This window comes from Saprospiraceae bacterium (assembly GCA_016714025.1).
Lineage (GTDB): Bacteria > Bacteroidota > Bacteroidia > Chitinophagales > Saprospiraceae > Vicinibacter.
The window spans coordinates 1,848,943-1,862,392 of record JADJOB010000002.1 but is presented as its reverse complement, the minus strand read 5'-3'; the positions used below and the strand labels follow the sequence as shown (position 1 = coordinate 1,862,392).

Below are 13,450 nucleotides of genomic sequence, written 5' to 3'. Positions count from 1 at the left end.
TTTAATTAAATGCAAGTTTAATTAAAATAAATATTGAATCGCTTTTTTGTAAAGTGTAAGTATAATTTAATTTTAACAATCTTGTATTAATTCTACACCTGTTATTCTCGGTTCAAGCTCAACCATTATTTTTATTAAATCTTGTATTTTATAAAGTTAGAAAAATTTTGCAATCAAATCCAGAGCATTTCTTCTTTTACACTAACTGATCATCGTTTAATAAATCGCTAAACAAAAAAGTAACTTTAACGAATCATCCAAAGAGCAGCAAAAATTTTTATAAGTATTGAAATAAGTATTCAATTTTTTAATTAAATAGACACTCCGTGACTCAGTCAATGCTCACTCGAATCCTCATCAGAATGATGATGTGCCAATAACTCTTCAAGGCTTTCGTGGTGATGATGTGGAATGAGCTCATGGCCAATGAGTAGCACATTGGCAAGTGTAAGAAAGAAAATAGCCAGCTACTTTTTTAACATCTCGGCAAATATAATGAAAAATGAGGGTAATTTATTGTGTTGGAATGTTATGCAGGGGATAAATTCTCAATAATTGCAGGCTACTTAGAATAACCCAATTACTTCACAAAATCACTGAGATTCTAGCCCGTATTCAAATTCACTTTGTTTCCAATGCCATCATAAATTCTTATATTAGCAAATTCCCCATACTTTCTATCAATTTCTATTTGAGACAATTGTTTAAATTTTATCTGTCCAATGATAGAAAAAGCTGTAAAACAAGTTGAATCCAAAATAATTTGATATGTACTATCGTATTTATAAAAAACAATGTCACTTAAAGCTCTTGAAACACATCCTTTACAATGATAACAATGAAATAATATTAAATTTTTTTTTGTGGCTGCAGGAAATAAAAAAATTAATATGATGAAAATAAAATATCTAGTTAAAATCATATTGATACAATTTTTTACTATCGAAATCAAGAATAATCAAATGATATTCTAGAACGCATCCAAACTACCAAGTGCATCTTGATTCAATTATAAGCCCTGCTATGTTTTGCTGGAAAATACATTATATGACGAAGAAAGCATTTGAACAACATCTCCAATCATAGCTTAATTCAATAAAAAAATGTAACTTTAATTTTACTGGCTAAATTTTCAACAATTTATCCCAATAAATTTTTCCACTTACTTCCAATGAAGTGAAATACATTCCGATAGGAAGTTTATTGACATATACAATATGATAATAGGGACTTAACTTTTGGAAGAGTACTTGTTGCCCATGCTGATTATATATTCGTAGAACTCCAGGCTTATCTAAATTATCATAAGCAAAATGGAGCGAAGCAGGATTTGGTGTTATTAAATAAGCATTGCTTTCTATAGATTCGGTTAATACAAGTGGACCAAGTCTGTAATTAGGGAAGTTGGGAATGCTCCAAAAATTTAAAGTAGCTAACCTAAAATTATGTTGCTTGAAATCACATGCGAAACCCTTTTCATCTGGTTGATTAATTACTCCCCATAAATTGACAGAATTTCCGGAACTGATGTATATTTTTCCATCTGGAGCAAGCTCATGATAAAGAAAAGTTATAAGATATGGTGACATAGATCCGTCAATTGAATCTAAAATAGTTCTAGAATTCTTGATCGGTGTTTGTGTTAAATCAAATTGGTACATAATCTTTTCTGTAGACAGATATAGAAACCTTCCATTAGGAGAAAATGACAAGCCCCCATAGTAAAAATCAGAATTAGGGTTGTACCAAAAATCAATTTTCTCTCTTTTTTTTAAAAGACCAGTACCTCTGTCAAAATCATATATAATAAGTCCTGTCCATGGATCAAAATGGGCATACATACTCCCGTCTGGAGAAAATACTGCTTGACCCGTATTATTAGGGTTTTTGCAAGTATCTTCAACAAGCTGTTCATAAGGTCCTTCTATTTGTCCATCAAAAAATTTTATTCTATAATAAATATTGGTATTCCTCCCAACGGCAATAATCCACCAGGATTGTCCATCTGAATGTTTAACAGCTTTAATGAAGCCACCTAAAGTGTCAGTAATAATTGGAATATTTTTTCTTAGTAAAACACCCCTACCATTCTCTGCTGCAATATCAATTTCAGAGTAATAACATGCATTAATTCTAGCATTAAGTAATCCTTTTATTTCAATTCCACCCAGATGAAACATTCCAAACTTATCATTATTATTAATAAAAGGAAGATTAATAATACTTTGCAATAAAACATAATATCCGTTGTTGCCAGTACACCATTTATCAAACAAATTGCCTGGGTTTAGTGCATTACCATTAATTAGAGTTTGTTGATTGCGATTTATTACAGAACATCCATTAGAGTAATATAATAGGCTCCCATCAAAATCACTCATTGATGAAGTTAAATATAAAAATTTTGTCGGTCGATTGACATATTTTACTTGTGGAGGTGAATAATTAAAATCAATATCTGTACCTCCATGAATGCTATCTACAAATGTATTTCCAGTGCCTAGTGTCCAGATATAATCGTGCTTCTGACCATTCAGAAGATTAAGATAAAATAATGCAAATAAAATTAATTTTACCTTCATTTTATAACAAACAACTTTTCGACTTTACTAGCACCATTTGTCGAAATAATTTTTATAAAATAGATTCCATTGTCTATTTTTTTTAAATCTATTGTTCCATTGTTTATTTCCATATTACTTATTGAACCCGTAAAATTATACATATGTGTGAGCAACATTGCTCAAATTCAGTTTTAATAATTAAGTTTCGTAGAATAAGATCTTCAGCTATATTTTTTTCATGTTTATCGGGTATATAATTAGAACATAGCATATAAAGAATCCATTCAATATCATTGTTTACTTGTCTGACTAAGTCATTTAATACGCAACCAATACATTGGTCATCAAAGAGTGGCAAACACAAACGATTCATAAAAGTTTGTTTTGTTGGGATAAAGGTAAAGGTTGGAATTAGAATATAACCTAAAGTTATATTAGAAATTGTTCGTACCGTTTCATTTATAATAGCGCTCTAAGAATCATGCACAAAATTGTTTAACCGGGACTCAGTACTCTCGATTCCACCAACTGCTAAATATTGTGCAAATTCTGTGTAAATAAAAAAAAGGAGCCATGAATTTTCATCATAACTCCTAGATTTACATGTCGGGGCGACAAGATTTGAACTTGCGACCCCACGCCCCCCAGACGTCAAAAATGTGTATTTTTGTGTTTTTTTATGTATGTAAGTGCTTGTAAATCAGTATTAATATTTTCAATTAACACCATATCTTTACAATTAAATACATATTCTGCTGGCAAATCGCTGGCAAATTTTATAAATGATTATATTTGGGTCTTAATGTCAGTCTCGGTAAAAATTGAACTCGATCGCCGGAATATCAAAACGGATGGAAGGCATTCATTGAAATTACTCATAGTTGTCAATCGAAGGCCTCTTCGGATTTCTCTGGGGTATAGTTTATTTTCTAAAGACTGGAATGAAAAATTGCAAAATGTAAGGGCTACCAGCAAAGATTTTGAAAATATAAACCGGTTTAATAATTGGCTTCACAAGGAGAAAAGCAAGATACTTAACAGACTTCTGGTGCTTCAGGAAGAGGGCAATCTCGAGCGATTGTCAGTTAATGATTTGAAGAATAGCCTTGCACAAAAGAGTGAGGAAGTATTGACCCTTGAATTCTTTGCCTCAGTCATTTCTGAAATGGAACAATCTAAAAGATACGGCAATGCTCGAGTCTATTATCTGGTTTCTCGAAGTGTGGCAAATTTTGTGGATAAGAAGGATTTTCCTTTAAAGCAGCTCACTTTTAAGTGGTTAAAGAAATATGAAGCCTGGTACTTATCCAAAGGAAATACTTTTAATGGGCTAAGTGTAAATATGAGGACTATCCGGTCATTATATAATATAGCCATCAAGCAAAACAAAATATCCCAGGAATATTATCCCTTTAAGGACTATACAATCCGAAAGGAAGAAACCCGCAAAAGAGCAATAAGTAGAGAAGACTTAATCCGGTTTCTGCAATATGAGCCCACAACTGAAAGACATAAACGGGCTAAGGACTATTTTCTGACCAGTTTCTATTTAATGGGAGCTTCTTTTGTCGATATAGCTTTTCTTAAATGCAAGAATATTATTAATAATAGGGTAGAATATAAAAGACAGAAAACAGGAAAACTTCATTCAATTCCGATTTCCAAAGCTTTAAAAGAGATTTTGGAAAAATACAGTATCGGCAAGAAAGAAAATGATTTCATTCTAGGTGTCGTTAAATCTGATTATCCAAAGAAGCAACTTATTGAAATCCAGGACGAATTAAGAATCTGGTGCTTCAGGAAGAGGGCAATCTCGAGCGATTGTCAGTTAATGATTTGAAGAATAGCCTTGCACAAAAGAGTGAGGAAGTATTGACCCTTGAATTCTTTGCCTCAGTCATTTCTGAAATGGAACAATCTAAAAGATACGGCAATGCTCGAGTCTATTATCTGGTTTCTCGAAGTGTGGCAAATTTTGTGGATAAGAAGGATTTTCCTTTAAAGCAGCTCACTTTTAAGTGGTTAAAGAAATATGAAGCCTGGTACTTATCCAAAGGAAATACTTTTAATGGGCTAAGTGTAAATATGAGGACTATCCGGTCATTATATAATATAGCCATCAAGCAAAACAAAATATCCCAGGAATATTATCCCTTTAAGGACTATACAATCCGAAAGGAAGAAACCCGCAAAAGAGCAATAAGTAGAGAAGACTTAATCCGGTTTCTGCAATATGAGCCCACAACTGAAAGACATAAACGGGCTAAGGACTATTTTCTGACCAGTTTCTATTTAATGGGAGCTTCTTTTGTCGATATAGCTTTTCTTAAATGCAAGAATATTATTAATAATAGGGTAGAATATAAAAGACAGAAAACAGGAAAACTTCATTCAATTCCGATTTCCAAAGCTTTAAAAGAGATTTTGGAAAAATACAGTATCGGCAAGAAAGAAAATGATTTCATTCTAGGTGTCGTTAAATCTGATTATCCAAAGAAGCAACTTATTGAAATCCAGGACGAATTAAGAAGATATAATAGAAGTCTAAAAGAAATTAGTGCGTTGTGTGGTATTGAATCTTCAATTTCAAGTTATGTTGCAAGACATTCTTATGCTACAAATGCTAAAAAACTTGGTGTTCCTACTGCGGTAATAAGTGAAGCTCTTGGACATAAAACGGAAAACACTACTCAAGTGTATTTAGATTCATTTGATAACACCATTGTTGATAAGTATCATGAGCTGGTAGTTGATTTAACTCCTAAGTAGGCCACTTCGACGAAGTTTATTTTTCTGTCATCAAATTGGCATTAAGCTGATCTACAAGAGCTATAACAGATTCAAAAGCTGAAATCAATTGTCGTTCTGTCGGTATATAAATTTCATGCACACTATCATTTCTTGCTTCTATAAAAGCTTTAGCAACTAATTAATCAGCTCCTCCTATCATCTTGTTTGATTTAACCCAATTCAGCTTCACCAAGGCTGTAATAAAAAGAGGTTTTCCGTTTTTATCATATTGCACAGGGTTATGTTGATTGTAAATTAAATTAACCGTTATTTCGATAGTACGCAAAACCATTATATAGCACGACATTTTCAAATCATTCACATAACAATTATAGGCTTCCTTTAGGTTTTGCCCTATTTCAAATGGAAAATTCGTAAAATCAATATAAAGCTTCTCTTTATGAAGCTTTCGGAGTCGTTGCTCTATTTTTCTAGTTGCAGGTTTCCATTTGCTATGGTATTTCACAAACGCTTGAAGCTTACATTGCGTAAATAATAATTTTAATTTGACTTTATTTAAATCTTTAGTGTTTGCTAGTAACTTTTGATTTTGCTCATCTAATTTATCAAATTGATCACCAGGAATAACGCGAGCCCCCATAATTGAACTCAATGCACTTGCCATTATATCAAGACGATTTTGCTCCTCTTGGCCTCGTTGCTGAGCTATTGGTCTTTTATTCATTATGTAATAATTATTTTACTTAAATTCAGGAGTATTAATTAATTTAATTGATCAACTGCTTCATACAATCTCTGAGCATAAGAAAACGCTGGCGTTTTTACCCAATCCGCTCGCACAATAATTATCCAAAATAAAAGAAAAATAATAGACACAGTCGATGTATAAACAAAGCTTTGCGGGTAGGACATTAAGTTAAATGACTTATCTTTAAGAAACCAAAAAAAGCCAATTACTAATAAACACTAATATGTTAAGAGCAATAGCAAAAGATCTCAACCCCCAAAGATTTCTACGAAATCCATAGTTTATATTTTCCTTTAATAGCAATGAATATTTTTTACAATCTCTCGTATGTGAAATAAGATACTTGCCCCAGGCTTTATAGATTTCATCAGATTCTGATGGATTTGTTCTTTCATAATTAGGATCTGGTATATTTTGCACAGGACATAATGATTGTAGTTTTTGGTGATATCGTTGTTTAGTATGACTATCAAGAAGCGAATTACTCCAACGTAAAATTTGTACTGAAGGTGCGCCACCCCAGTCTGTCCAAAGTGATGGTTCTCTTGCCTTTCCTTGATCTCTTCCTAGTTGAGAAAAAAGATAAGTAAGGGCTCCTGTGAATAATGCTGAGTATACAACATAAGTGATTGTTTTAAATTCAATTGAATAAAGACATCCGTACAAAATAAGTGGTGCTAAAAATATTAGAACCGGATATATTCTAGCTTTTAAAGCATAATTATCAATCATAGGAAATAGGTTTAAAATACAAATGGTAACAAATCAGTGGGTGTGACGACAATAATAAACACGGGTATATTAGTTTGGCGATTTTCAAAGTCCTCTTTAATCTTGTGAATTGTTTTTAAATCCACACTACTTAGTTTATTAGGGCCAAATGGATGGGAATGCCATTCTCCTATATATCCCAATTGTGTTCCTGATTGATCATTTATTTCTTGAATGGTTTCCGGAAGATCTTGAATACCTCTTAAAAATGACCCTGGACTATATCTGCTATCGTTCGGGGCATCAAGTAACTCAACTATATGGATAGTTTTTGTTTTATAATTAGCACGCCCAATAATAATTCCACCTGTTTCATTCGGCATTGCCAGTCCCATTTCTTTTTTCATTTGTTCTATGATTCCTGTTTTTAGCCTTATTTGCCACGAAGGATCATTAATTGATTCAATTACATACAATTCTGGAACTTCCAAAAAAATGGGAGAATTTGAAAAAAATGGCTCATGCTGAATTTTATTTAAAAATATTTTACCATTTTTTGAAGCAACAAGTTTTGATTCATTTTTAATAACCCCAGAGAAATAGGCGGCATGTAAACTTACAACATCATCGGCTAAAATTATCGTTTCAGAATTACAGCCAATGCCAATATTGGTGTTTATTGTCTTTTGAATAGCTTCTTGTTCTCTTTGTAACCATGAAGCAATAATTGGCAACTCCTTATATTGGGCATATAACATTATTTCTAAGTCATCAATACGTGGATTTCTATTATCTCCTTCAAAGAATAGAACTCCTAAATTTCCGAAATCAGAAAAATATCCTTTACAGATTCTAATGCCCTTTGCTAATTTAGCCCTAACAATTCCTTGTGAAAATGAATTTGTAGCCGTAAAATCAAAAATCCAATCACAATTCTTTGTGCTTTCTTCGTTCAATACAGATTCTATTGTTAGGGGAAGTGCCTCAAGACTATCAAGTATTTCAAAAGGATAAAGATTACGAATTTCTTTTTTTAATGCTATCGCTTTATTTATTCCTTCCGAATTAGAAAATAATGCATTTCTTATTAGATTATGAGGCGAAAATTTATCTGGATCAGATAATATTAAATTTGTTGATCCACTTCTTGCTAAATGCATTATTATTTTTGACCCAAGGGCTCCACAACCTGCAACAATTGCGATTCTCCCCAATTCTGCATAAAACCCTGATACTTCTTTGGCCTTGCTAATAGAAAGTGGCTGATGTTGAATTTGAACAGATACAGGTATATTGATTATTATTCTTTCTTCCTCCACATCAGGGCTGTCAATTTCTATATAAAAATTGAAAAATTCAATACTGTCTGAAAAGCCTATAATTGTGTTGGGGCGTTTAACGCCAATAATTATTGGAATAGCTTTATAAATATTAAGGTCTTCCTTTGCAAGATGCTTCTCCAATTTTGTAAGATCAACATCATACTGACTACAGAATGTTTTTAATTCGTTCCAAGTTTCAGGTAGATCGGCTGAATACTTATTGAAGGTAAGTTCCGTTTCAGACCATACAATATAACCAATATGATAAAATTTTTTAGAAGCAAGCGAGTTATCTTTTTTTGCTTCTTTCATATAGTCTATAAAAATTTCTGCGACAGTATCCTGAGTAATTATTTTAGATAATTTAAAAGAGTAAATTTCATTAAATAGATTTCTTTCAAATAGACCGATAGCAAAATTTTGACCTTGAGAAAAAGCCGCCTTGTTATTAATAACTTTAGCCACTTGAGCGTAATCATAGATATTAATTCCTTTTGCAACCTCAATTCTTGTAGGATCAAACTGATTGCCATCAACCGACAATAATCCTGCTGATGCATCTCTTAACCAATTTTCAACTCTGATAATCAAGTCTCTGAGTTGTTTATTAGAATACCATTCTGCAAGATCGCCCCGAACTAGACAAAAAGCAGGAGGCATATCTTTTTTTGCAATATATAAATGCGGTAATTGAGCCCTCGGAAAATTTAGGCGATCTGGATAAACTTTTGGAGGGATGAAAGGATATCCAACTAAGTTAATAACTACCAGTATTGGCTCGATATTTCTTATATCTATTTGTTCGAAATTTCCTAATGGCGGTAAATCAACTTGAACTTTTAATGATATTGCAATATTTTTTCATCCCAACAAAGTATTTTGAGATTTCTCTTACTGAGATATTGCCTTAAACTATCCAAAGAATCTTTAAGATCAGCATTGTCTATTTCCTGCTTAAAGGTTGATAATCTTTGGCTATAATTTTTGGTTGCCATAACTCGTAGGTTTATTAATAGCTCCCAAAATTCCTGTACCTGTAGAGGTTGTATTACTTTCAGATTTTTTGGGAATCATTGGCCCTTGTTGAGTAATTTCAAAAATTATTGGTTGAGGAGTTTCACCAATTTTAATAGCAATAGCGGTATTAAGAAAATTTTGATCAGTTACTTTATTTACATATTGTGCTTTTGCTTTGTAATGAGGAGGATTATCAATATTGTTTTTTATCTCTTTGCACGAGGCAATTACTTTAGCTTGTCCGCGTTTATAATCCAGTACTTCTAAAGAAGTAGCAACAGGTTTCGGATTCTCTTCTTGTGGTGTATCATTGAAGAAAGTCCAAGAGCAATGATGACATGCTAAAAACAAATCCCAGTTAAGTGCTTGCTCCGTAACATGTTTATTATGTTTTTTTGTTTTCTCCAAAATTACTTTCCACGCATGATGATCTGAATCTCCACCAAACATTGCAAGGGTGCAGAAATCAGAACTTGTTGCTGAGAATTTAAATCTGGCTTGAAAAACAATGCTTACCCGATTCTTGTCAATTTCGTCGTCAGTCAATTGTTTTTGGTAAGGTGAGTGAATAAATATTGAAAATGTTTTTAAATCACGATTGTTAAATCGAGTTATTATATCGCCTGGTACTTTTCTCACAAGGTCTAAATCACTTAAATCTTCATTTTGATCATTACCTATAATCACAATTCGATTACCAGGTAAATCCTTATCTGCACTGTTATCTCTATGCAATTGAATTCGACGTTTAGCTTCTTTGTTAAAAACTCGCTCATCATCATTAGTAGCGGTACCCATTACCATCGGAGAAAACCAAAGAACATCAATCAATATTTCTTCCGCATCTTTATTTTTCTTATTATACAGTTTTGGATCACCTTGATAAAAGTTCTTTTCGAATCCACGTAAATGATCATCATCACCATGGCTTAGAATAAAAATATCTGTAAATGGAACATTATCTATTTCATTTACTTTTCTTTTATTCAAAGAATGAATCAGGTCTTGTTTGACATCAAATTGCTCTGGATTATTATTTCCTTTTGAAGACTCTCTTATGTTGCAATCAACTAAAATATTGGTGCAATAATTATTCTCAAAAACCGAAATAAGGGACTGGTCACCGTTATCCACTGGATAGTATTTAATTTTACTAGTCATACAGTTTAGTTTTTATGGCTGTGTTAAAAAATAGGAATTAAATAAAATGCAACTTCCTAAATTAAATTATTCATATGCATAAACCTCGGAGTATCAAAGATTATTCCATGTGAAAAAAATGGTCAGTTTGTCCATTTTTACTGTCAAATTCCCTTAAAATCGGATTAAATACAGAACATTCTTCTGACTTTATGACATGTAAGTTTACATTAATTCTTTGTTTTGAGGGGTGCGGGTCTTCCGCCAAGATTGCATTTCGCCATAAGGCAGATATACATATCTCCATGGCGAAATGCAATCTTGCAATTACTCTAAACCGGAATTCTACCTAATCACCATCCGGTTCTGCTGGCTCGTATTCCGGCTCCCGTTCCGGTTGATCATCCAACTCTCTATCTTGCATTTTTGAATCCCTAAGAGTGGCAAGCTCTTGAAGTTGCCTTGCTTCTTCTTGAGCTTGTTGGTCTTTTTCCTCCAGCTTTGAAAGGTCAATTCCGAGGGTCTTAAAGCGATAATGTCGCCCGGATTCATCCTCCACACCATAAACTTTACCACCCCTAATATACGAATTATACCCCTCGGATTTGAGCTCAGAAAGAAAATTATCAAGTGATTTTGATCTACTATAAACCGTCTCAACGGTTTCCAAAAGCCCTTGCTTTTGTGATAATTTTCCTTCCCGATCCTGAAGCTTCAGTTCAGGGTCGGAAAGCTGGAGTTTTTGTGATTTCCCATGAGCAGGGAGGCTATTTACAAGTTCAGGGTACTTTTCTTTTTGATATCCATCTAAAGCGAGTTTCAAGTCTCTGAATTCCTGTCTCGAAATCCGGTTTGATTCGCCAGTAATTAATTTGGTTGAGGACATAACAATATGGAGGTGTATATGTTCTTTATCATGATGGGATGAAGCCAGATAGATGTTGTCTTTGCCTCGAAGCTCGATATACTTTTTAGTTATGTCCTTTAATAATTCTGGATTGATTTGTTTCTTATCTTTGTTTGAAAAAGAAATGATTGTATGATGAAGCCGGATATTATCTACTCGTCTGTTAGTTCTTAAATCAAAATTTCGGTCAAATTCTTTTGACCATCCGTTGACGGTTTTACTTCTTAAATTGTGTTTAATGATTGGTTCAGGCTTATTATCCTTTTCGTTTTTGAAAAGGTAATTTACGAGTTGTTGAGTGCCAGTTCTTCGGGTTAGGTTTTTTAGGATCATTGCAACTCAATTGATTTTGGATTGTTTAGTACTGGAAGAATTTCTCTTTCGAGTTGGTAGACACGCTCCATAATATCTTTTCCATTTTTGAATTCAATTTTGTTTGATTCCAAAGATTCTTGTATTGCATTGTAGGTCATTGAGAGCAATTGTGATATTTTTCTGACTTCTGCGATGTCTGGAACAATAAAGGACTTATTGATATACGCAAAACAAGCCTTCTTAATAAATTTAGTTCTACTAACTTTATGTCTTTTGGCTTGAGTAGATAACTCCTTTAATTCTTCTTGTGAAAATGAAATAGCAAACTCTGTATTCTTCTTCCGTTGATGCTTTCTCCATTTCCGCTTATATTCTCTCCAATATTCATTCCGTGCTTTCTGTATTTGCTCATGTGTTCCATTTTCAAGAACACCACTGGATTTTAAAAAAGAATAAACCGAAGTATTGGAATTCATCCTTCTTTTCATTCCAATGGAATTAAAGGTGGAATATCAAAAGATATTTTACACTCCGGTTCATAAGGTGGTAGCTTGGTTTTGGTATTTAGCTTCCAGCTATTGTAGTACGGATTCAATTTTGCATGAATTGGAGGTTTGTTTCCAATCAAAATAATTGCCTTGTCAGACATTCTGATCTCATCTGCTGTCATAAGTTGTCTTGTATGTCGAACATCACTTTCATCCAAGTATTCAAATTTACCTAAAGTCGTTTCCAACATTTTACATGTTTCGATTGGCTGACCGGGGAGATAAACCTTTGCAAAGCAGTTTGCGGAGATATTTTTTGCCTCATATGATCCATAAATATGCTCAAGCTGATGATAATCCTGATAGACTAGTAAAATGCCACTATTGTATTTGCGGATATTTGATATAGTAGTTGAAAGGGCAGGTAAATACATTGAACTTGCCTCATCCAAAAGAAAGAAGATATTGTTTTCATCCTTGTTTGGAATATTTGTCAGAATTTCATTTAAAAATTGCTGAAAGAAAAGTGATGATAATGCTCCATAATAATGCATGCCTGGAACTGAGTTATTTATGAACAGAGCAACTTTCCTTTTTCTAAATTCCGTAAAATCAATTGTATCAATTGAAGTGATAGATGCTACAATTTCATCAGTAAATATTGTCAGAGATGCTTTGGCTGTTGCTAAGATAGATGATAAGGTCTTATCGCCATAGGCCACAAAAGCCTTGTATTCTGACAACATTTTTTCGTCTCGTGCTTTAACTATTAAGCGATCAATATTTTCAGGATTACCAGCAAAGACATTTATTAAATGCAATACATTGTATAGAGTCCTGTATTCTGGTTTAGTATAAAAAACTAGGTACCTAATAAATAAACTAATCACAGATTCGGCACTCTTGTTCCAGAAGGGATCCTTCGCATCACCCAGAGCATTTCTAACTAACAAGGTAGCCAACTTTTGAATATCTGAAATGGTCTTGCATCGTTTTAAGGGATTAAAACATTCCGAATCTAGACTGCTGTAATTTATTACCTTGATTTCATATCCTTCCTCCATCAATGCGCCAGATACCTTTAATCGAATCTCATGACTAGGGTCGTTAATTACAAGGCTTGAATTTCCCTTAGCCATAAGTAAAGCACTATTTATCAAAACCGCAGAACTCTTTCCAGATCCCGATCCTCCTAGCGCAATGGCATTTTTATAGCTATCGGCTATTGATAAACTATAGTTTCCAGTAAGGCAAAATCCTAATTCTTCCTTGCTCAAAACTTCATTGGTAGAAACAAAATTTGCATCAAATTCAGTCTTTCTTTTTGGACTGATTAATGATGTTATCATTGTAAAAAATATAGAAACAACTTCATCCAGTAGTAGATATACCAATTCAAACGCAATTTTAATAATTGAGATCATTTCATGAGCATTTTCTCCAATGCCTCTCCGGTTTTCAGAAGCACGGAACCAGAAATTTTACAA

11 protein-coding genes are annotated in these 13,450 nt (G+C 33.1%); 2 read left to right on the top strand and 9 right to left on the bottom strand.

The annotated features are described in order from the left end of the window. Positions 1 to 1,124 precede the first annotated feature (1,124 nt). Both IPJ80_10500 and IPJ80_10495 read right to left on the bottom strand, forming a co-directional pair. Complete coding sequence (locus IPJ80_10500) at positions 1,125 to 2,582, bottom strand: hypothetical protein (protein ID MBK7913915.1); 1,458 nt, start codon at positions 2,580 to 2,582, stop codon at positions 1,125 to 1,127. Then, a complete protein-coding gene (locus IPJ80_10495) occupies positions 2,579 to 2,740 on the bottom strand; it encodes a T9SS type A sorting domain-containing protein (protein ID MBK7913914.1) in 162 nt (53 codons plus the stop codon). Before IPJ80_10495 ends, IPJ80_10500 begins: the two co-directional genes overlap by 4 nt. Positions 2,741 to 3,366: 626 nt before the next feature. Between IPJ80_10495 and IPJ80_10490 the strand changes: the two genes are divergently transcribed. Together IPJ80_10490 and IPJ80_10485 are read left to right on the top strand one after the other, a co-directional pair. Next, positions 3,367 to 4,404, top strand: a complete 1,038-nt coding sequence (locus IPJ80_10490; protein MBK7913913.1) for a site-specific integrase — start codon at positions 3,367 to 3,369, stop codon at positions 4,402 to 4,404. Then, positions 4,386 to 5,333 carry a site-specific integrase gene (locus IPJ80_10485; GenBank protein ID MBK7913912.1) on the top strand — a complete coding sequence of 316 codons (948 nt, stop codon included), beginning with the start codon at positions 4,386 to 4,388 and terminating at the stop codon, positions 5,331 to 5,333. Before IPJ80_10490 ends, IPJ80_10485 begins: the two co-directional genes overlap by 19 nt. Before the next feature lie 160 nt (positions 5,334 to 5,493). Here IPJ80_10485 and IPJ80_10480 read toward each other — a convergent pair whose 3' ends face one another. From IPJ80_10480 to IPJ80_10450, 7 genes are all read right to left on the bottom strand, one after another. After that, complete coding sequence (locus IPJ80_10480; protein MBK7913911.1) at positions 5,494 to 6,039, bottom strand: hypothetical protein; 546 nt, start codon at positions 6,037 to 6,039, stop codon at positions 5,494 to 5,496. 207 nt (positions 6,040 to 6,246) lie between these two features. Next, on the bottom strand, positions 6,247 to 6,795 hold the full coding sequence (locus IPJ80_10475) for a hypothetical protein (GenBank protein ID MBK7913910.1): 549 nt from the start codon (positions 6,793 to 6,795) through the stop codon (positions 6,247 to 6,249). A gap of 11 nt (positions 6,796 to 6,806) precedes the next feature. After that, the gene (locus IPJ80_10470) at positions 6,807 to 8,756 is read right to left on the bottom strand and encodes a ThiF family adenylyltransferase (GenBank protein ID MBK7913909.1); all 1,950 of its coding nucleotides are present in this window, start codon (positions 8,754 to 8,756) and stop codon (positions 6,807 to 6,809) included. A gap of 315 nt (positions 8,757 to 9,071) precedes the next feature. Continuing rightward, complete coding sequence (locus IPJ80_10465; protein ID MBK7913908.1) at positions 9,072 to 10,274, bottom strand: cobyric acid synthase CobQ; 1,203 nt, start codon at positions 10,272 to 10,274, stop codon at positions 9,072 to 9,074. A 328-nt stretch (positions 10,275 to 10,602) separates the two neighbouring features. Beyond that, positions 10,603 to 11,493, bottom strand: a complete 891-nt coding sequence (locus IPJ80_10460) for a relaxase/mobilization nuclease domain-containing protein (GenBank protein MBK7913907.1) — start codon at positions 11,491 to 11,493, stop codon at positions 10,603 to 10,605. Beyond that, positions 11,490 to 11,963 (bottom strand): hypothetical protein, encoded by a 474-nt coding sequence (locus IPJ80_10455; GenBank protein ID MBK7913906.1) that lies wholly within the window; start codon positions 11,961 to 11,963, stop codon positions 11,490 to 11,492. Before IPJ80_10455 ends, IPJ80_10460 begins: the two co-directional genes overlap by 4 nt. Next, positions 11,960 to 13,387 carry a type IV secretory system conjugative DNA transfer family protein gene (locus tag IPJ80_10450; GenBank protein ID MBK7913905.1) on the bottom strand — a complete coding sequence of 476 codons (1,428 nt, stop codon included), beginning with the start codon at positions 13,385 to 13,387 and terminating at the stop codon, positions 11,960 to 11,962. Before IPJ80_10450 ends, IPJ80_10455 begins: the two co-directional genes overlap by 4 nt. Positions 13,388 to 13,450: the final 63 nt, after the last annotated feature.